Here is an 18,614-nt window from a genome sequence, read left to right on the forward strand (position 1 = left end):
AAGTAGAGTATTCCATTCACGTTATGGGTTTGTTTCAATCAGTTTTCTCATTGCAGATTCGTAATTCCGGGTGCATAATAGCCAACAGTTTTTGCAGACCTCTGAATCAAACGAGGTCACCGGAAGGAGACTGATTATGAAGCTGAAGAAGCTTGGCGCATTTGCCGCCACGGGTGCTATGGCGCTCGCCCTTGCTCTGACGGGCTGCGGTTCGTCCAACGCCACCTCTGGTTCTGATGCCGGTTCCAGCAGCTCTGACGACGCTAAGGTCGAGAAGGTCGACGGCTCCAAGGAGTACGCGCTCGTCAAGGACGGCACGCTGACCGTCGGCACCTCTGCCGAGTACGCGCCGTTTGAGTACAAGGATGACAACGGCGACTACCAGGGCTTTGACCTTGAGCTCATCAAGGCTATCGGTGACAAGCTGGGCCTGGATGTCGAGTACGTCAACAATGACTTTGACACGCTGGTTCCGGGTGTCGCTTCGGGCGCCAAGTACGACGTCTCCATCGCGGCTATCACCGACACGCCCGAGCGTGAGAAGGAAGTCACTTTCTCCGATTCCTACTACATGGACGATCAGGCTATCGTGACCAAGGTCGATAACACCGACATCACGGCCGACAACTACAGCGAGAAGCTCAACAACGCCGACGCTACCATCATCGTTCAGTCTGGCTCGACCGCCGAGTCTTTTGCCCAGGAGAACTTCCCCAAGGCCAAGATCGTCCCCTACAAGGACGCTACCGAGTGCTTCAGCGCCCTGCAGTCCGATAAGGGCGACGCCGTAGTCACCAACCGCTCCGTTGCCAGCCAGCTGACCGCCGAGCAGTTCAACACCTGCCAGACCATTAAGCAGATCAGCACCGGCGAGGAGTACGCCATCGCCATCAACCAGGGTAACACCAAGCTCAAGGAAGACATCAACCAGGCCATCAAGGACCTGACCGACGACGGTACCATTGACGCCCTCATGGCTAAGTACAACATCAAGTAAAATAGCTACTTGATTGCTCGCGGGCCCTTTCCGTTTTGGCGGAGAGGGCCTTTGCGCTTCTCTTGACGGAGAGTATTTCCGTCTCGTTTTGCCGGCAACTTCTACGATAGGAGCCACCTTGTCTCGACTGAACAAAGGGGCCGCGGAGCAGCGTTTTCCACTGCCCGCCTTGCTCCAAAAGCTAGCCTGCGCCATGGCCGTGGCGCTCGCGCTGGTGTGCGCAGGGGCATATGCGCCCACGACCGCCCAGGCGCTTGAGACCGCAAAGATTACCGCCCGACCCAACACTGGTTCGGGCAGCGCTGTGGTCGGCGGTACCGAGACGCGCATTACCTGGGAGGTCCAGGCCGATGCCGACGAGGAGCTGAGCGGTCTTTCGCTGACGTTTGTCGACGGCACGACGTTTGGTACCGATGACACGCGATTGACGATGCTCTCGGGCGAGGACCTCATGGATCGTACGCCCATGAAGCCCACGTGCAAGGCTGACGGCCAGACGCTCAAGATCGACTTTGGCGAGACGGCGCCTGCCGGCGGCTTTTTCCGTGTCGAGGTTTACGGCGTGACCTTCCCCGTCGAGGGCGGCGATGAGGCCTTTAGCGGCACCTGCACTTTGGCCGATGGCTCGACCAAGAAGATCTCCAAGATTCCGTCGGTGGAGATCAAGGGCGTGACGGCATTCGATAACTTCCTGGCCGATCTTAAGGAGCAGCCGTGGGTCGAGGCCTGGAACTCCAATATGTTCCTGCGCCTGTTCTTAAACCCAGTCATTTTGGTCCAAAGCCTGCCGATCGTCTTTAAGGGCTTCCTTATGTCGCTCTCGATCGTGCTTGTGGCGTTTCCGCTGGCAATTCCCTTTGGCTTTGCCTTGTCGCTCATGCGCATCTCCAAGTCGCGCATCCTGCGCTGCCTCGCCGGCATCTATGTGAATATCATCCGCGGTACGCCGGCGTTCCTGCAGATCTATATCGCGTTCTTCGGTCTGCCGTTGGCCGGCGTCAAGGTTGATGACTACGTGCTTGGCGTTATCGTCATGGCCATGAACTCGTCTGCGTACCTATGCGAGATCTTCCGTGCCGGTATTCAATCGATCCCCAAGGGCCAAAACGAGGCTGCGCGTTCGCTGGGCATGAACGCGTTCCAGACGCTGCTCTATGTCATGATTCCGCAGACGTTCCGTAATGTTTTGCCTACGCTGACCAGCGAGTTTATCTTGCTTTACAAGGATACGTCGCTGCTTGCCGCCGTGGGTGTGGTCGAGATCGTCATGAACGCCCGTACCATCGTGGCCACGACGGGCTCCATTACACCGTACGTGGTTGCCGCCCTGTTCTATCTGGTCATCACCCTGCCGCTCGCTCGCTTGGTGAGCGGTCTTGAGGCGAGGCTTTTGGGCACGGCCGAGACCAAGAAGAAGCGTCCCGCCAAGAGCGCCGGACAGGTTGTCGCGACGCCCGCCGATCACATCGCCGGTCTGTAAGGAGGTCCTATCATGAGCGAAACCAATAACTCGAACGAGGTCGTCGTCAGCATCAAGAACCTCCAGAAGGCCTTTGGGGACAACGTGGTCCTGCGCGATATCGATCTGGATGTGCACAAGGGTGAGGTCGTTGTGGTCTTGGGCCCCTCAGGCTCGGGCAAGTCGACGATGCTTCGCTGCATCAATCGCCTGGAGCATCCCACGAGCGGCTCGATTGTCGTCGAGGGCGTGGATGTGTGTGCCAAGGGCGTCGACCTCAACAAAGTGCGCACGCACCTGGGCATGGTGTTTCAGCAGTTCAACCTGTTCCCGCACCTGTCGGTCAAAAAGAACGTCATGCTTGCGCAGCAAAAGGTGCTCAAGCGCAGCAAGGAAGAGGCCGAGAAGATCGCCGTCGAGGAGCTGACCAAGGTCGGTCTGGCCGAGCGCATCGACTTTATGCCGAGCCAGCTCTCGGGCGGCCAGCAGCAGCGCGTGGCCATCGCCCGCGCCCTGTCGATGAACCCGCACGTGATGCTCTTTGACGAGGCCACCTCGGCGCTCGACCCTGAGCTCGTGCGCGACGTTCTGGGCGTCATGCGCGACCTGGCGCACGACGGTATGACCATGATCGTCGTGACGCACGAGATGGGCTTTGCCCGCGATGTCGCCGACCGCGTCGTCTTTATGGACGGCGGCGTCATTGTGGAAGAGGGTACGCCGAGCGAGGTCTTCGACCACCCCAAGAGCGAGCGCACCAAGGCGTTCTTGGGCAATATCTCGTAGCCGGTTGATGTAACTGCCGTTACAAAAGAGCGGGGGCTGGACTTGAATCCAGCCCCCGCTCTTTTGTAGGGATGGGGATGTGCTTTGATGCAGGCTCTTTTGGAAGCCCTGGGTTCGTTACGCGAGCTCGGCTCCGAGGGCCTTGCAAGCGGTCTCGCCCTCGTCGTCGGGCACGTCGTAGCAGATGGTGGAGTCCACGACGTTGACGCCGGCATCGTCGGCGTCGGCCTTCCAGTTGTCCATCCACTCGCCCTCGGCCCACGAATAGGAGCCAAAGAGGACGACCTTCTTGTCGCCGAGGGTCTCCTTGACCTCATCCCACATGGGCTGGAACTCATCATATTCAAGCTCCTCGGAACCCATGGCGGGGCAGCCGAAGGCGATAGCGTCATAGCCAGCGGCCTTGTCTGCGGAGAAGTCGGCGCAGGAGATGACCTCTGCCTCGGCGCCGGCATCGGTTGCACCTTCGGCAACGAGGTTTGCCATGGCCTCGGTGTTGCCCGTGCCGCTCCAGTAGACGACGGCGATCTTGCTCATGTTGAGTCCTTTCAGTTGTGCGGCAGGTTGCCACGGCTTCTATGTTCTATCGGGTTGCCTGGGCAAGTTGCGCCAAGCTGTAGCCCTGCTGATAGACAAAGGTGAAGTATTGGGTGCAGGCGCGGTAGGCATCAAACGTCGCAAGTGCCTGCTCGACATTTGCGTAGACCTTCCAGGCCCCAAAGACCTTATAGTTCTCGCCGCGCTGGACGATAAACTCGTGCACGTCGTCGTAGGGATATCCTAGGAAGTAGCCTATTTCGTGCGGAAACTCGCAGGTGCAGTCGTTGCTGCAGCTAGCTTGCTGGGGTAGTGCGCATCGAGTCTGGCTACAGGCGCATTCCGCGACGTTATTACTCGCGAGCGTGATGCGTGATGCCAAATGCACAAGGCATGTCGAAAGGTCTCTCGTGTCGTAGCCTTCCGAGGCGAGCGCCGTTTTGGCGCGAGGGTCCGCGAAATAGGTGGTGAGGCTTTTGGCTCGGTACACGTACACGAGCGCTCCGCAGGGCCGCCAGACCAAAACACTCAGGTGGATGCCAAGCGGGTCAAGCTCGCGGTTGCACTGGGCGATAACGTTGAGCAGGCGTGCTCGGCGTTCTGCGATGGTTTCTGTTGCGGTCGAGCCGTCCCCGTGGGCGTAGGTGCCTGGATAGGTAAAGAGCGATGCCGGCTTGATGCCCGCGAGCGTGGGGGAGCAGTTGCGCACGACTACTGCCTGAAACGTTGGGATGTCTATGGTTCGAGTCGCGTCGCTCCTTACGGATCTAACTGTTAGCCTAGGAAAACTTATACACGAAAGTAAGCCATGGTCAACAAAAAAGTTTGAAGAGGAAAACTAATTGACCGAACGGACATGATTTTGGGTTAAGATGGGGACACCCCATGGGGGTATCTAGATAGTGCTACTGAAAGGGGAACGCATGAGTGACTTGCTCAACCCTGCGAATCTCATCGTGCTGACCGTCATTGCCGTCGGCATGTTTTTTGGACTGCGTCGCATTGCCGCTTCGACACACGGGAAGAGTTGCTGCAGCGATGGTGCGAGCGGCAAGAAGGCCAAAAAGGTTGTGGTGGCAGACACCGACGAGTCCCACTACCCCTATCGTGAGGAACTCCTTATCGGCGGCATGAGTTGCGACGGCTGCGCCCGGAATGTGACGAATGCCCTCAATGCGCTTGATGGCGTGTGGGCTACGGTAACGTACGCGGACCACACGGCACGCGTGCGCTCGAAGCGCCCGGTTGATCGCGACACACTCGAGACGGCAGTGAGGGGTGCGGGCTATTACGTTATGAAAATGTAGGCGTTGCCCTCTCCGGTGGGTACCAGCCTCCTGCCCATTGTGACTATCGGCATCCAAAAATTTGCGCAAAAATAACCTTTAGATGCGGCAAAAGTGGAGTTTGGTGACGGTTTGCGCGGAATTCGCTACCAATCGAGCATCTATGAACCCGTCCAAAAAATTACAGGTGTATATTTATACACTGATTATTGCTGTGCTCAGATTGCAATTAACCGTGGACAGAAATGAAGAATGCTAAAACTGGGCTTTAGGACAGGGGAGGCTATAACCTTATGAGACGAGTGGGAACACTTGGCTTGGTGGCAGCGCTTGCCGCTATCTTGGTATCGCCGCTGCCGGCGCACGCCGAAGACGCATCGGGTGCCGTTACCTACAATGCGGGAAATGGGTATTCCTTTGAGAAGCTCTCGCATCCTACGGTAGGAACGTCGCAGCCGGATGGCATCGTCGACTACCAGGGTAACGGTGCCGTTGCCGTTCCGGGCGCCGATGGTAATACGGCCAACAACGAAGGCGATCGCGGCCAGAGCTACACTTGGGCGGCTGCGAGCTATGGTGACTGGCTTTATGTGGGCACCTGCTATGCGGCGATGGGCAACACGCTGACGCTCATGAACAGCACGCTGGGCGATTCCTTTGATGTCGAAACCATGCGCCTGACGCTGGAGGCCATGTTTAACGGTACCTTCTTCTATGGACAGCAGAAGGAGGACGGCACGGCCGACAAGGACAGCGGCGGCATCTTGGTCAAGATCAATACCAAGACCGGTGAGACCAAGCTGCTACTCTCTGAATCGCTCAACGGCGTCGCTCCTTTGTTCCGCAATGCCGTGAGCTATAAGGGTAAGCTCTATTTCTGCGGCAGCGTCAGGACCAATGACGGCAAAGGCGGCCTGCCTGCTGTATACGAGATCGATCCTAAGACGGATGAGTACAAAGTTGTCTATCAGGGCCTTTCGAGCATGCAGGATTACGGTGCTGCCTACAAGCAGGGCATTTCTACCGGTATCCGCGGCATGTGCGTCCATGATGGCCAGCTCGTCATCAGTAATGTGGGTAAAGACGCGAACGGTAATTTTGTGTCGACAATCCTGACGTCGTCTGACCCCTCGAAGGGCCAGGACAGCTTCACCGAGATTGCCAACTCGGAGACGCTGTTTGGCTATCCGGCGATTCGCTATCAGGACAGCATCTACGGCGGCGCCATTTGGGATATGGTCTCGTACAATGGCCATCTCTATGCGACCATCTGCACCGGTACGCCCGAGAACGCTCCCGATGATAATTCCATGCAGTCGTTTGCCATGGTCCGTGGCGACAAGAATGCCGACGGCAGCTATTCGTGGACTCCCATTGTCGGCGATCAGAAGACGGACGGTGCAAAGTACTGCTTTGGCATCGATCCTGCCCGTACCCGTTCTGGCGCTGCCAACCTCATCGTCTACAACGACTACCTCTATATCGGTGAATACAACGACGAGGAGATTGCCCTCGAGCGCATCCTGTTCAACAAATCCAACACCGAAGAGGGCGGCAAGAGCAGCATGGGTGGCGTTGACTGCTCGTTTGTGAATGCCAATCTTGAGCAGTCGGTTAACATCTATCGCATGGACAAGGACGAGAACATGGAGCTCGTCGTTGGCGATCGCACCGACATGTTCCCCGAGGGCGGTATTTCCGGCCTGACTTCGGGCTTTGGCCGAAACGAGAACCAGTACATTTGGCGCATGCAGAAGTTCGACGGCAAGCTGTATATCGGTACCTTTGATACCGCGAGCCTGCTTGAGCCGATCGGCCAGTTCTCCAATGGCGACATTATCGATATGACGCCCGAGGAGTGGGACTCTCAGGTTCAGCGCCTTAGGGACCTGCTCAATCACCTGCTCGACAAGAAATCGCCTGACGACCCCATCGTTCCCGTGAACACGCTTGCGGACGATGATTCAAACGAGGCCGTCGAGGTCGATGATTCGAACGAAGCTGCTGAGGTTGATGATTCAAACAAGGCCGTCGATGTCGATGACGAGAAGACCGAGGTTGCTAAGGGCTTTGGCGATCTGAGCGATGCGCTGGAGGATGCCGCGGGCGGTCTTTGCGATCAGGCCGCGACGATGTCCCAGGACTTTGAGGACGACGCCGCTTATGTCCAGAAGATCGATGGCGAGATCGCGTACTTCAAGTCCTTTGCCGACCAGTATCAGGACATGCTCGATAGCTATGAGAGCCTTAAGCAGCAGTACGAGGATGCCTATGGCACCGAGCTGCCGAGCGATATTCAGGATGCGCTCGATAAGCTGCTGAGCGAGGAGAACCTCAAGAAGTTGCAGAGTGTCCTTACGTGCATGTGTTACCTGCGCGATGCCGAGCGCGGCTTTGATATGTATGTGACCGAGGACGGCGTGAACTTTACGACGCTGACGACCAATGGCTTTAACGATCCGTATAACCATGGTCTGCGCACCTTTGCGGTGACCAACCAGGGTCTGTGCCTTGGTACCGCCAACCCGTTCTATGGTTGCCAGGTCTGGATCCAGCGCAAGGAGAATTCGGAGAATCCGGTTGATCCCGGTACTCCGGATCCGACGGAACCCACCGATCCTTCGCAGCCGGGTGGCGGCGATCAGCCTGGCGGCAGCCAGACGGGTGGCAACGACCAGTCGAGCAGCACCACGACCACCGTCACGACGACCGCTAAGAAGACTCCGAAGGACGGCTCGCTGCCTCGCGCTGGCGACTCGACCCTCACGCTGGTCTTGGGATTGCTGGTTGCAGCTGCCGCAGTGCTTGGCATTGCTCTCGTCTTGCGCAAGCGTTCTCGTCGCTAGGCTCGTCCGCGTAGCTCAATGTCCTGGATATCGTCGAAGTTGATGGCGATATCCCTGAGTTTGAGCAGCTTGAATGCGGGTAACGCTTCGTCGAGAATGCCCGTGCGGCTACGATAGCCGTACGTATCGTAATAGGTGACGCGCACCAAGTCGCCGCGTTTGAGGCCCTCGAGCTTTTGCGAAAGCTCGAGGGCTTTTTCTTCCGTGAGCTCACGTTTTTGCTCGACGGTGATTTCCTGCTTGCGCACGAGTTCGTAGTATCCCGTGAGGGCGGCAAAGGGCATAAACTGTGCGGCGCGGTTGGCGCGCACGGCACCGTTGGCAGTGAGGTTGGGGTCGGCTGCGCGGCGTCTGCCCTCGGGGTCCGCCAGGCGCTCGAAGGCGGTCGGCGGGCGCATGGGCTGTTGTTTGGGTTTAGGCACGGTGTCCTCCAACTTGATCGTTGCGCTCGCGCGCGGTGGCGCCGGCGGTAAAGCTTAATCCCTTGACGAGCGCGTTCTTGCCGTACTTGCCTTTCACGGCCAGGACGGCGCGCGCCAGGTCGCGCTCGCGCTCATCGGCCTCGATATCGCTGAACAGATCGATGGTGGCAAATTCCTCGGGCACAAGATTGCTAAAGCCCAGGTTGATGCGCTTGACCGGTCGTTTGGGATCGACAGTCTGCGCCCAGAGCTCATCGAAATAGCCCATGATCTTCTTAAACGAATTGGTACGCTCGGGCAGCTTGCGCGAGGCGTTGGAGTGCGCAAAGAGCGCGGCATAGCCACCACGCGGTTTGCCACCATGCTCTCCCACAAAGATGCCATCGATTGCCTGCGCTTCGCGCACCAGGCGGCGCCGTTCGTCATCGCGCTGGACGGGCTTGGGAGCACGGGGCGCGAGCTCGGGGCCGGCGGTTGCGGTGGGTTCGATGCTCGACGTACTCGAGCGCAGGTGTCCGCATCCGTCCACATATTGTGCAGTACCGCTGGCATCAAGCCTGCGTATGTCGGCGCGCTCGCTCGCGTAGCCCACAAAGAGCGAGATGCTGTCGCAGACCACGTGCTTATCGATCAAGTCCAACACGGCGTTGTCGACCATCTCGCGCAAGACGGTGTAGGCCTGCTCGTAGGCATAGCCCTTCGAGAGCACCTGTCCTGTGGTGGTCGAAGTTGCTTGCGGGCGATAGGCTTGGATATCGGCGATGGTTGTCGGCTCGCGTCCGAAGGCGTGGTCGATGAGATACTCGGCATTGACGCCGAGCTCGTCGTAAAGCAGGTTTTCGTCGAGCGCCGCGACGCCCATCAGATCGTAGACGCCGTATTTTTCGAGTCGTGCTGCCACGCCGGGGCCGATGCCCCAGATATCGGTGATGGGACGATGGGGCCAGATTTCCTTGCGAAAGGTCTCATCGTCGAGTATGCCGATGCGGCTGGGTACGTGCTTGGCGGTGATATCGAGTGCAACTTTGGCCTGGAATAGGTTGGGGCCGATGCCGACCGTCGCCGTGATGCCGGTGCGCGCCAGGACCTCGTCGCGCAACATGCAGGCGAAGCCTTCCGCATCGGTGTGATAGAGGTCCAGATAGGGTGTCACGTCGATAAAGCACTCGTCAATTGAGTAGACGTGAACGTCTTGCGGACTGACGTATTCCAGGTAGATACCGTAGATCTGCGCCGACACCTCCATGTAGTGCTGCATGCGCGGTACGGCCTTGATGTAGTCGATGCCGTCGGGAATCTCGAATAGGCGGCAGCGGTTGTGAATACCTAAGTCCTTCATGGCCTGCGTGATGGCGAGGCAGATGGTCGTGCGTCCGCGCGATTCGTCGGCAACGACTAGGTTGGTGGTGAGCGGATCGAGCCCACGGTCGACGCACTCGACGCTGGCATAAAACGTCTTGAGGTCGATGCAGATATAGGTGTGCTGCTCGTGCGCCATCCGTGTCCCTCCATCAAACACATGTTCTTATCGAATATCTGTTCGATAATACCCGCTCGTCCGGACATCGTCAAAACCTGTTCCTTTTTGCCAGGTATAGTCGTGCAACTGCATCGGGTTTTAACGCAGCTCTAAAGAGTGCGAAACAGCTCGGAAAACCTTGCTTCGTAGCATGAGCCTAACGATTGATACCGCCTATGCGCACGGAAGGGTTGTGGGAAAGATGGTCAATTATGGGTTTGGTATGCCGACGCGCTTGGTTGCGGATGGGGATGTGGCTCGCTGGTGCGGGCGATTGGTTGCCCACTACGCTGGCGCCAAGGCACTGGTCGTGTTGGGCGGTGACAAGCATACGCGCGATGAGCTTGTCTCGGCGGCACTTGGTTCGCTCGCTCGAGCCCTACTCGAGCGTGTGCTTTTCCGCTGCGGCTCGTTTGAGGGCGACGGGGGAGACGAACTGGTCGACGAAGCCGTGGCCCTGGCGACCGACGAAGGCGTGGACTTTGTCCTGGCGATCGGCGATGCCGATGCTGCCGGCTTTGCGCGCGAACTCGCGCGTCGCATGGCGGCGCTCGATGCCGGCGAAGATGGTTTTGTCCCTTATGGATGCATTGTCTCGGAGGGCAAGGTGCCTGCTGTCGTGGGCACCGGCGAGGTTCCCGTTTTTGCCATTATCGCGCCCGAACTGCTGGAGGGCATCGGGTCTCCTCTGCGTGAGTTGCTCGGTAGCGTCTGCGCCGTGGCCTAATATTTGCCATAAAGGGATGGGTTATTTTTGGTTGGTAAAGCGTTTGACCTGCCAAAATAAGCCTGTCTCTTTTTGATCGGTTGCCGTTTGGGGGCCGATTGGCAACGCTCGCTGATTGTAGTCTTGACCTGCGCTAGAATAGTGGCATCTGAATGTCCGGGCGCATGGAGGCGTGCGCCCGTATGCTGAGGAGGACTCTATGGCAACTGTTGCCGCACCTATCGATGCTACGTCGACTGCCGCTTGGAAGGCACTCGAGGCCCATCAGGAGAAGCTCGAGGCCGAAGGTATCGACCTCAAGGCCTGGTTCGCTGCTGACGCCGACCGCGTGAACAAGCTGAGCTTTGACGCCGGTGACCTGCACTTCGATCTGTCGAAGAACCTGGTGACCGATGAGACCGTCAAGCTGCTGTGCGATCTTGCTCGCGAGGTGAAGCTCGAGGAGCGCCGCGACGCCATGTTCTCTGGCGAGCACATCAACACCACCGAGGACCGCGCTGTCCTGCACACCGCGCTGCGCCGCCCGGCAAGCGAGAAGGGCCAGCTCATCGTCGACGGCCAGGACGTCGTCGCCGACGTGCACGAGGTCCTCGATCGCATGTATGCCTTCGCCGAGCGCGTGCGCTCCGGTGAGTGGAAGGGCGTTACCGGCAAGAAGATCGAGCACCTGGTGTCCATCGGCATCGGCGGCTCCGATCTGGGCCCGGTCATGGCCTACGAGGCCCTGCGTCCCTATGCCGACGCCGGTATCGACTGCCGCTACATCTCCAACATCGATCCCAACGATCAGGCCGAGAAGCTCAAGGGCCTGGATCCCGAGACCACGCTCGTGATCATCGTCTCCAAGACCTTCACCACGCTCGAGACCCTCACCAACGCCCGCGAAGTCAAGACCTGGATGCTCGAGCAGCTCAAGGCTCAGGGCGCCATCGACGGCTCCGATGAGCAGAACGCCGAGGCCGTGGCAAAGCACTTCGTCGCCGTCTCCACCGCACTCGAGAAGGTCGAGGCCTTCGGTATCGACCCCGCCAACGCCTTCGGTTTCTGGAGCTGGGTTGGCGGCCGCTATTCCGTTGACTCCGCCGTGGGCCTGTCGCTGATCGTCGTGCTCGGCCCCGAGCGCTTCCAACAGTTCCTCGAGGGCTTCCACGCCATCGACGAGTACTTCTGCAACACGCCGCTCGAGAACAATGCCGTCGCGCTGATGGGCCTGCTCAACGTCTGGTACGTCAACTTCTTCGGTTCCAAGAGCCACGCCGTGCTGCCGTACTGCCAGTACCTGCACCGTTTCCCGGCCTACCTGCAGCAGCTCACCATGGAGTCCAACGGCAAGCACGTCCGCTGGGACGGCAGCGCCGTGACCTCCGATACCGGTGAGATCTTCTGGGGCGAGCCCGGCACCAACGGCCAGCACGCCTTCTACCAGCTGCTGCACCAGGGCACTGTGGTGGTTCCGGCCGACTTTATCGCTTTCGCCAACACTGCCAACCCTGCGACCGACAGCGGTCAGGACGTGCACGAGCTGTTCCTGGGCAACTTCCTGGCCCAGACCAAGGCGCTCGCCTTTGGCAAGACGGCCGACGAGGTGCGCGCCGAGGGCACGCCCGAGCAGATCGTCCCGGCCCGCTGCTTTGAGGGCAACCGCCCGACGACCTCGATCTTCGGCGACACGTTGACCCCGTTCGCGCTCGGCGAGCTCATCGCCCTGTACGAGCACATTACGTTTGTCGAGGGCACGGTCTGGGGCATCGACTCCTACGACCAGTGGGGCGTCGAGCTGGGCAAGCAGCTTGCCAAGCAGATCACCCCGGCCTTCCACGACGACGCTGCCAAGGCCGAGCAGGACGCTTCGACCCAGGCGCTCATCGAGTTCTACCGCGCTCACCGCAAGTAGTCGCTGCTGTTAACGCATCGCGCCTTATAGTCAGGGGCCCGTATCCTATCGGATGCGGGCCCCTTTGCTTTGCCGTGGTCCCGGGGTGCACGGCCTTTGTGGAACATCGCCGGGGCGCCGCGCGCTGCGAGAACCCTGCGCCTAGATTTCGGCCTCCGCATGGCCTCGCTGCGCCTCGGGCAGCTCCCCGTAGAGCGGATGGTCTTCGAGCCTAAAGCGCTCGACCTGTTCGGGAGTGCGACCGCGTACAAAGAGCCACGAGCGATCGATTGGCGTCGCCATGAGCGTGCTGGGCAGCGCGTCGGCGCGGTCTGAAAACACCCGGGCACTCTCGGGATCCTGGAACGCCAGCACCAGATGCGTGTCGCAGTTGCCCATGATGGAGCGTGCGCGTGCCTCGCCATAGAGCGCATCGAGCTGGTTGGTCGACTGCAGCAGCAGCGTTGCCCAGATGTTGCGGCTTCGGATAATCGAGAGCACGTTGTCGATCTGGGGGATCTGCAGATTTGCGAAGTCATCGAGCATAAAGCGCACGGGCACGGGCAGGCTGCCGTCGGGCTGCCTATCGGCCTCACGAATGAGGCCCATAAACGCCTGCGAAATAAAGAGGCCGGTCAGCGGATCGAGATTGCGGTCAATATCGCTCACGGTTACAAACAGGGCGCAGGGGGTGTGTCCCATGGAAGCGAAGTCCACCTGATGGCACTCACGATAGAGCTGTGCCGCACCGTCGAATCCCAGACACATGACCTTTTCGGCAAGGATGCCGACGATGCTCGCGTGCATGCGCTCGGCATTTTGCGTAATGGCGTAGCGCCGCCATAGCGAGAGGGCATAGCTTTGGGGGTCGGTCGTGATCAGGTCGTCAAACAATCGACCTGTGGCACCGTCCTGCAGGTGCTCGATCAGCTTGATGACCGAGCTGATCGTCTGCTCGTCGGCGGGTAGCTGTTCGGTGACGTAGGCGATAAGACACGACAGCAGGTTTGCCGCCGCATGATCCCAAAAAGGCTGGTTGTTGTCCTCGATGGGGCAGATGGCCTTTGCCACCGAGAGGATGTCCTGCTGGTTGGGCCTGCCGTCCGCCTTGCGGCGAATGTGCCTCAGGGGGTTGTAGCCGCAGCGCTCGATGCCGGGCGCAAGGGCCGGGACGGTGTTGAGGTCGGCGAAGTTGAGGCATTGCACGCGGTAACCGTGGGCTGCCAGCACGGGTCCCACTTCGCGACAGAGCGTGCCTTTGGTGTCGAGCACGATGTAGCTTGCGTTCATTTGCAGCAGGTTGGGCTTGAGGACGTTTCGGGTCTTGCCGGCTCCCGAGGGGCCGATCACAAGTGCGTTGTTGTTGAGTCCCGTTTGGCGGGTGTCGCAGGAGAGCGTTCGATCCTTGGCGAGGATGGTGGACGATGCGGACTCAGATGCGGCGAGGCGGCTGGCGAGGTTAGACATGGGCGACCTCCTTGGTGGTCGAGAGAATTTCGTGGGCAAAGCCGAGCTCGACGGCGCGCTCGGCCGAAAGGTAGGTGTCTTTTGCAGTGAGGGACTGGATGCGCTTGGGCGTGAGGCCGCTGCGGTCCGAGAGGATTTGCGTGAGGGTCTTGCGGGTCTGCATGAGACGCCGGCTGGTTTCCTGCAACGCAAGTGCCGAGCCGCCTGCCCCCTGGGGGATCAGCGGGTCATGAATCATGAGCTCTGCATGGGGCGCCATACGGCGATCGTCGCCGCCCATAAAGATCACGGCGCCCATGGACGCGGCGAATTCCAGGCAGACGGTGCGGATGGGGCACGATGCGAGGCGCATGGCGTCATAGATCGCAAGACCCGATCGCACGCTTCCGCCGGCGCTGGCGACAAATATGGTGATGGGGCGGCTGGGGTCGGTGGCATCGAGCAGACGAATCTGCTGGCATAGGTCGTGGGCCATCGGGGTTTCGATGTTTCCCATGACGGAGAGCTCGCGACGGGCGAGCATCTCATCGTAAATGCTGGTGAGCGTGATACCTCGGGCGGATTCACGCATGGTGAGGGGGCTGATGATGGGGGAATGATTGGTGTCCATGAGGACTCCTTTCTGTTGGTTGTGTTGTGGAATAGGATTGTTGCCCGCGGAGGGGCTGGCGGGCTACAGGGTTCGTCCGAGCCTGAGATCGAGCTCGGTTGTGGGGCAGGCTGCCTGTTCGTGCGGCTCGCAAGCGCCAAGGGCTCCAAAGCGATGGAGCGTTGCGACGGGCGTGGTGTAGGCGAGCCGCAGCTGATGCTCGATAGGGGCACATCCGTCATTTTTGTAATGAGCCGCGTAGTACTGCGCGATGCTGGCGTTCATCTCGCTGCCATTGCGATGGCGCTCAAACTGGCGTCTGCAGGTCTCGATGATCTTTGCTACCGACTTGGGTGCCGTCGCGGGAACAAGGGCGAGATAGCCCTCAAATAGTTCGTTGATGCTCAGGAGGCACAGCAGGTCGATCAGCGTCCTTATGGCTGCTCCCTCGGCAGAAAAGTGCGCGGTCATGCGGTTATATCGGTTGCGGTCGACGATGGCCACATGGGGTCTAGGAGTTTTCTGCCCCGTGGTCCCGGGCTTTTGCCGCGCCTGTGAATTGAGCTCGACGTTGCAGCGCTTGAGGCCGTCCAACGGAAGGAACAGTGCGGTGCGCAGGGTGTTCCGCTTGCTTTCGAGTTCATGACGCTCGTCGGGTTCCCATTCGAGCTTGAGTTTCGTGTCGAGCGCCGTAAGCATATGGGCTAGGCAGCCTACGGTAAGAATGTGCGAATCGTTGTCGCGTTTTGGGGCATAGGGGTCTGTCAGCTTGCGAATGTCGGGGTCGCCCATGATCTTTGTGCAGCGCTTCAGCAGTTGAGGGTGATCGGCCAAGATCGTCGCGAGCGGTAGCGACGCGTAGTTCTTGATGGTCGCGGCGGCAAAGGCGGCGTCATATTCGTTTGCATATGCTCGCTCAATGCGGGCATCCAGAATGCTTTTCTTATCGCCGTCTTCAGCGTGGTGGTTTGTCATAGCTTCTCCAATCGGTTGATGTTCGTGCTGTTTGTTGATGTGTTGGTTGTCGTGAGTGATGTGCTTGCCGTGGGTGATGTGCTGACGTTGGGGTGCTATGCGGTTTTCAATGAGCCCGTGAGGCAGTTGCTGCAGGGGCGGGATGGAACGGCCCATGCAAGGCGGAAGGCATCGTGCTCAAAATCGAGACAGCAATGCCCTGGGTGCCTCACATGTGGCAGTTACCTCATTAAGTTGTCATTGCGTTTGGGGTTGTACTTTGCCGATCTTCCTTCTCTTACACGCTAAAACTCAAACTTCATATGCTCGATCTACTTAAAACCGCAACGGCGGTCTTTTATCAACTTATATGTCGGAACGCGTCTTTGCAAGTACTTTTTTGTCTTTGTTTCAAATGGGGTGGTTTTGCAACCGTCATACGCGCGCCGTGCGAACGTGCCCCGGCTCGGATAAGATAGTGCGCGATAAAAACGATGCAAGGAGGCACATATGGCAATTAAAGCCATCGCAATGGATATCGATGGTACGCTCACCAACGATCAGAAGGTGATCAGCCCGCGTACGCGCGAAAAGCTGCTCGCGGCGCAGGAGTCGGGCATTAAGCTCATCTTGGCTTCGGGTCGTCCCGCATGGGGGCTACATGCTCTGGCACAGGAGCTCGACCTCCAAAACCATGACGGTCTGCTAGTCGCTTTCAATGGCGCGCATGTTGTCGACGCTCAGACCGATGAGGTCCTTTTTGACCAGGCCATGCCAGCTGACGAACTGCACCGTCTGATTGATCACCTGCAAAACTATGATGTGATCCCCATGATCTCGCTCGGGCGCGACCTGCATGTAGAGGACTCGTATCGCTGCATGATTACACTGCCGGACGGCTCGCAGAAGAATATCGTCAAATACGAGCGCGATGCCTGCGACCTTAAGATCCGCGAGGTCGAGAGCTTGCATGAGGTCGTGGACACTTATCCCGTAGACAAGCTGCTGACGGCAGGCGATCCGGCCTACCTGCAGGCGCATTACGAGGAGATGTATGCGCCCTTTACCCAGACGCTTTCGGGCATGTTTACGGCCGACTGGTACTTTGAGTACACGGCGCCTGGTATCGACAAGGCCCGCGCGCTCGAGGGTGCCCTGCCCAAGCTCGGCATCGATGCCAGCGAGGTCGTCTCGTTTGGCGACGGCCAGAACGACAAGTCCATGATTGAGTGGGCCGGCACCGGTGTTGCCATGGGCAACGCCGTCGATGAGGTCAAGGCTGTAGCCCAGATGGTGACCGCCAATAATAACGAAGACGGCATTGCGGTGGCGCTGGATAAGCTGCTGGGTTAGAATCGCCGATAGTGCATGGCTCGGGCGTCCGCTTGCGGGCGCCCTTTTGTTAGGGAGGGTGCCGTGTCCGCATTTCCGTTCGACGCCGTTATCTTTGACATGGACGGCGTGATTGTCGATACCGAGTATTACTACCTGGGCGAGACTGCCGCGTTTGCCAAGGAGCTTGGGCTTAACCTGACTCAAGAGGAGTTGAATGGGCAGGTCGGTACTTCGCACCAGTTCTTCCTGCATATGCTGGTCGATTGGTTTGAGCGCGCCGGTAAGGGGCATTTCACTGGCGAGGAAGCGTTGGCCCGTTGGAACGAGTGGGCGCATAAGCGTCCGCGCGACTATCAGGCTTTGATTAACCCAGGCGCCGTGGATACGATTCGAGAGCTGCCGCGCCGTGGCGTTCGCGTGGCGCTTGCCAGCTCGTCTCCCATGGATAGCATCGAGGAAGTGCTCAACGCATGCGGGCTGTCGGATGCCTTTGAGTATGTGGTGAGCGGCGAGCAGTTTAAGGAGAGCAAGCCCGAGCCCGACATCTACCTGCATGCGCTGGACCTGCTGGGGCTGCCCGCGAATCGCTGCTGCTGCGTCGAGGATTCGGTGCCTGGCATCACTGCCGGCAAGCGAGCCGGCCTGACAGTCATTGCCAAGCGCGAGGAGCGCTTTGGCTTTAGCCAGGATGCCGCGGACAAGATTATCGACCAGCTGCCGGAGCTGCTCACGCTTTCTTAGGAGCGCGGTAGTTGCGCGTTTTTCGGGTCTGATGAGTAAATAGCCAACATTTTGGTGCGACACCTAGCATACTTTAAGCTAATGCGGGCTTAAGGGCTTGTTGAATGCCCTTAAGCCCGTTTTAGAATTAATTGTGCTGGGAGAGGGTATATGCCACCGACTGAAGGGCCAACTGACGGTAAAGCAGCGATACCGCTGTACCAACAGGTTATTGATATCATCAAAAACGAAATCAACTCCGGCGCCTACAAGGCGGGCGCGCGGATACCCAACGAATTCGAATTGGCTGAGAGCTATAAAGTTGGCCGCGTTACCGTGCGACGCGCTATTGAGGAGCTCGTCCAGCAGGGCTATCTAACGAAGCGGCAGGGGAAAGGCACGTTTGTCAATGCCCCCAAGCTTAAGCGCAAGATTCGCCAGAAGGATGACGTCCAGAGTTTTTCGGACGCATGTCGCGTTAACGGAATGGAACCGGGGGCGTGTGTCATTTCGAGAAAGATACTGCCGGCGGATTCCACCGAAGCACAGTTCTTTGGTGTTCCCGTTGGAACTGACTTGATTTGCGTTGAGCGCGTGCGCACTGCCGATGGCGTCCCTGTCATGCTCGAGAACAACATATATGTTTACGAGGACAACGCCTATCTATCAACGGCACCTCTATCTAACCAATCCATTTTTGAGTTCGTGCGCAACCGGACGGGCCGCACGCCCGCGTTTACCGACCCGTGCACGCTCGAGATCGCGTGCGCGTCGCCCGAGGTCGCTCGACTGTTGGCAGTTCCCGTTGGCGAGCCCTTGTTTTATATGGAAGCCTTCTTTTTCGATGAGCAGCGGCGGCCGTTTATCATCGGTCGTCAGCGGATCGTTGGGTCTCGCTACGTTTTTGACATCTAGGACATTGCGAATGGAAACACCCGGTGGATCATCTCACCGGGCGTTTCCATACCGTTCACGGCGCAAACGCAACCGTTCAACCGCGTTGCGGCAATCAGTTTGAAATTATCTTGATGAAGGAAAAAGCTGCTGGTAATCTATGGAACGTCATAGAACGTTTGCATTGTGCAAACGTTGAAGCG

17 protein-coding genes are annotated in these 18,614 nt (G+C 58.8%); 10 read left to right on the forward strand and 7 right to left on the reverse strand.

Annotation, left to right across the window (positions count from 1 at the left end; translation table 11 throughout):
• The first annotated feature begins 136 nt into the window (after nucleotides 1-136).
• From I2G40_RS03095 to I2G40_RS03105, 3 genes are all read left to right on the forward strand, one after another.
• On the forward strand, nucleotides 137-997 hold the full coding sequence (locus tag I2G40_RS03095; protein WP_148345627.1) for an ABC transporter substrate-binding protein: 861 nt from the start codon (nucleotides 137-139) through the stop codon (nucleotides 995-997).
• Nucleotides 998-1,115: 118 nt separating this feature from the next.
• A complete protein-coding gene (locus tag I2G40_RS03100) occupies nucleotides 1,116-2,477 on the forward strand; it encodes an amino acid ABC transporter permease (protein WP_229055681.1) in 1,362 nt (453 codons plus the stop codon).
• Nucleotides 2,478-2,489: 12 nt separating this feature from the next.
• Complete coding sequence (locus I2G40_RS03105; protein WP_006234381.1) at nucleotides 2,490-3,242, forward strand: amino acid ABC transporter ATP-binding protein; 753 nt, start codon at nucleotides 2,490-2,492, stop codon at nucleotides 3,240-3,242.
• A gap of 117 nt (nucleotides 3,243-3,359) precedes the next feature.
• Here the strand turns inward: I2G40_RS03105 and I2G40_RS03110 are convergent, their stop codons facing one another.
• Both I2G40_RS03110 and I2G40_RS03115 read right to left on the reverse strand, forming a co-directional pair.
• Nucleotides 3,360-3,779, reverse strand: coding sequence for a flavodoxin (locus I2G40_RS03110; RefSeq protein ID WP_195544141.1), 420 nt, complete (start codon nucleotides 3,777-3,779; stop codon nucleotides 3,360-3,362).
• 46 nt (nucleotides 3,780-3,825) lie between these two features.
• Complete coding sequence (locus tag I2G40_RS03115; RefSeq protein ID WP_195544142.1) at nucleotides 3,826-4,488, reverse strand: DUF3793 family protein; 663 nt, start codon at nucleotides 4,486-4,488, stop codon at nucleotides 3,826-3,828.
• Nucleotides 4,489-4,702: 214 nt separating this feature from the next.
• On the opposite strand from I2G40_RS03115, the gene I2G40_RS03120 reads away from it, so the two are divergent.
• A complete protein-coding gene (locus I2G40_RS03120; protein WP_006234377.1) occupies nucleotides 4,703-5,086 on the forward strand; it encodes a heavy-metal-associated domain-containing protein in 384 nt (127 codons plus the stop codon).
• Nucleotides 5,087-5,358: 272 nt separating this feature from the next.
• A complete protein-coding gene (locus I2G40_RS03125) occupies nucleotides 5,359-7,911 on the forward strand; it encodes a hypothetical protein (RefSeq protein WP_195362247.1) in 2,553 nt (850 codons plus the stop codon).
• Here the strand turns inward: I2G40_RS03125 and I2G40_RS03130 are convergent.
• Together I2G40_RS03130 and I2G40_RS03135 are read right to left on the reverse strand one after the other, a co-directional pair.
• Nucleotides 7,908-8,333: a hypothetical protein gene (locus tag I2G40_RS03130; protein ID WP_227790077.1), complete on the reverse strand. Its 426-nt coding sequence runs from the start codon at nucleotides 8,331-8,333 to the stop codon at nucleotides 7,908-7,910. The genes I2G40_RS03125 and I2G40_RS03130 overlap by 4 nt on opposite strands.
• On the reverse strand, nucleotides 8,326-9,831 hold the full coding sequence (locus I2G40_RS03135) for a Y-family DNA polymerase (protein WP_148345626.1): 1,506 nt from the start codon (nucleotides 9,829-9,831) through the stop codon (nucleotides 8,326-8,328). Before I2G40_RS03135 ends, I2G40_RS03130 begins: the two co-directional genes overlap by 8 nt.
• 223 nt (nucleotides 9,832-10,054) lie before the next feature.
• On the opposite strand from I2G40_RS03135, the gene I2G40_RS03140 reads away from it, so the two are divergent.
• Together I2G40_RS03140 and pgi are read left to right on the forward strand one after the other, a co-directional pair.
• Entirely contained in the window at nucleotides 10,055-10,579 is a 525-nt protein-coding gene (locus I2G40_RS03140) for an iron-containing alcohol dehydrogenase (protein WP_195544143.1), read from the forward strand.
• Between the two features lie 199 nt (nucleotides 10,580-10,778).
• The gene (pgi, locus tag I2G40_RS03145) at nucleotides 10,779-12,473 is read left to right on the forward strand and encodes a glucose-6-phosphate isomerase (protein WP_117770147.1); all 1,695 of its coding nucleotides are present in this window, start codon (nucleotides 10,779-10,781) and stop codon (nucleotides 12,471-12,473) included.
• A 141-nt stretch (nucleotides 12,474-12,614) separates the two neighbouring features.
• Here pgi and I2G40_RS03150 read toward each other — a convergent pair whose 3' ends face one another.
• The 3 genes from I2G40_RS03150 to I2G40_RS03160 form a co-directional block, all read right to left on the reverse strand.
• The gene (locus I2G40_RS03150; protein WP_117745869.1) at nucleotides 12,615-13,919 is read right to left on the reverse strand and encodes a VirD4-like conjugal transfer protein, CD1115 family; all 1,305 of its coding nucleotides are present in this window, start codon (nucleotides 13,917-13,919) and stop codon (nucleotides 12,615-12,617) included.
• Nucleotides 13,912-14,529: an ATP-dependent Clp protease proteolytic subunit gene (locus I2G40_RS03155; RefSeq protein ID WP_022094432.1), complete on the reverse strand. Its 618-nt coding sequence runs from the start codon at nucleotides 14,527-14,529 to the stop codon at nucleotides 13,912-13,914. The genes I2G40_RS03150 and I2G40_RS03155 overlap by 8 nt, the downstream gene beginning before the upstream one ends.
• A 63-nt stretch (nucleotides 14,530-14,592) precedes the next feature.
• Entirely contained in the window at nucleotides 14,593-15,483 is an 891-nt protein-coding gene (locus I2G40_RS03160) for a hypothetical protein (RefSeq protein WP_195544144.1), read from the reverse strand.
• 489 nt (nucleotides 15,484-15,972) lie between these two features.
• Here I2G40_RS03160 and I2G40_RS03165 point away from each other — a divergent pair, with 489 nt between their 5' ends.
• From I2G40_RS03165 to I2G40_RS03175, 3 genes are all read left to right on the forward strand, one after another.
• Nucleotides 15,973-16,815 carry a Cof-type HAD-IIB family hydrolase gene (locus tag I2G40_RS03165; protein ID WP_195544145.1) on the forward strand — a complete coding sequence of 281 codons (843 nt, stop codon included), beginning with the start codon at nucleotides 15,973-15,975 and terminating at the stop codon, nucleotides 16,813-16,815.
• Nucleotides 16,816-16,878: 63 nt separating this feature from the next.
• Nucleotides 16,879-17,538 carry an HAD family hydrolase gene (locus tag I2G40_RS03170; protein ID WP_324252562.1) on the forward strand — a complete coding sequence of 220 codons (660 nt, stop codon included), beginning with the start codon at nucleotides 16,879-16,881 and terminating at the stop codon, nucleotides 17,536-17,538.
• Nucleotides 17,539-17,688: 150 nt separating this feature from the next.
• Complete coding sequence (locus I2G40_RS03175) at nucleotides 17,689-18,432, forward strand: GntR family transcriptional regulator (protein WP_117629749.1); 744 nt, start codon at nucleotides 17,689-17,691, stop codon at nucleotides 18,430-18,432.
• Nucleotides 18,433-18,614: the final 182 nt, after the last annotated feature.

The sequence above is a fragment of the Collinsella aerofaciens genome, assembly GCF_015558785.1.
Lineage (GTDB): Bacteria > Actinomycetota > Coriobacteriia > Coriobacteriales > Coriobacteriaceae > Collinsella > Collinsella aerofaciens_P.

Coding starts and splice junctions, on each gene's coding strand:
- I2G40_RS03095 (WP_148345627.1), top strand. CDS start 137: ATGAAGCTGAAGAAGCTTGGCGCATTTGCCGCCACGGGTGCTATGGCG.
- I2G40_RS03105 (WP_006234381.1), top strand. CDS start 2,490: ATGAGCGAAACCAATAACTCGAACGAGGTCGTCGTCAGCATCAAGAAC.
- I2G40_RS03110 (WP_195544141.1), bottom strand. CDS start 3,779: ATGAGCAAGATCGCCGTCGTCTACTGGAGCGGCACGGGCAACACCGAG.
- I2G40_RS03120 (WP_006234377.1), top strand. CDS start 4,703: ATGAGTGACTTGCTCAACCCTGCGAATCTCATCGTGCTGACCGTCATT.
- I2G40_RS03125 (WP_195362247.1), top strand. CDS start 5,359: ATGAGACGAGTGGGAACACTTGGCTTGGTGGCAGCGCTTGCCGCTATC.
- I2G40_RS03135 (WP_148345626.1), bottom strand. CDS start 9,831: ATGGCGCACGAGCAGCACACCTATATCTGCATCGACCTCAAGACGTTT.
- I2G40_RS03140 (WP_195544143.1), top strand. CDS start 10,055: ATGGTCAATTATGGGTTTGGTATGCCGACGCGCTTGGTTGCGGATGGG.
- pgi (WP_117770147.1), top strand. CDS start 10,779: ATGGCAACTGTTGCCGCACCTATCGATGCTACGTCGACTGCCGCTTGG.
- I2G40_RS03150 (WP_117745869.1), bottom strand. CDS start 13,919: ATGTCTAACCTCGCCAGCCGCCTCGCCGCATCTGAGTCCGCATCGTCC.
- I2G40_RS03155 (WP_022094432.1), bottom strand. CDS start 14,529: ATGGACACCAATCATTCCCCCATCATCAGCCCCCTCACCATGCGTGAA.
- I2G40_RS03160 (WP_195544144.1), bottom strand. CDS start 15,483: ATGACAAACCACCACGCTGAAGACGGCGATAAGAAAAGCATTCTGGAT.
- I2G40_RS03165 (WP_195544145.1), top strand. CDS start 15,973: ATGGCAATTAAAGCCATCGCAATGGATATCGATGGTACGCTCACCAAC.
- I2G40_RS03175 (WP_117629749.1), top strand. CDS start 17,689: ATGCCACCGACTGAAGGGCCAACTGACGGTAAAGCAGCGATACCGCTG.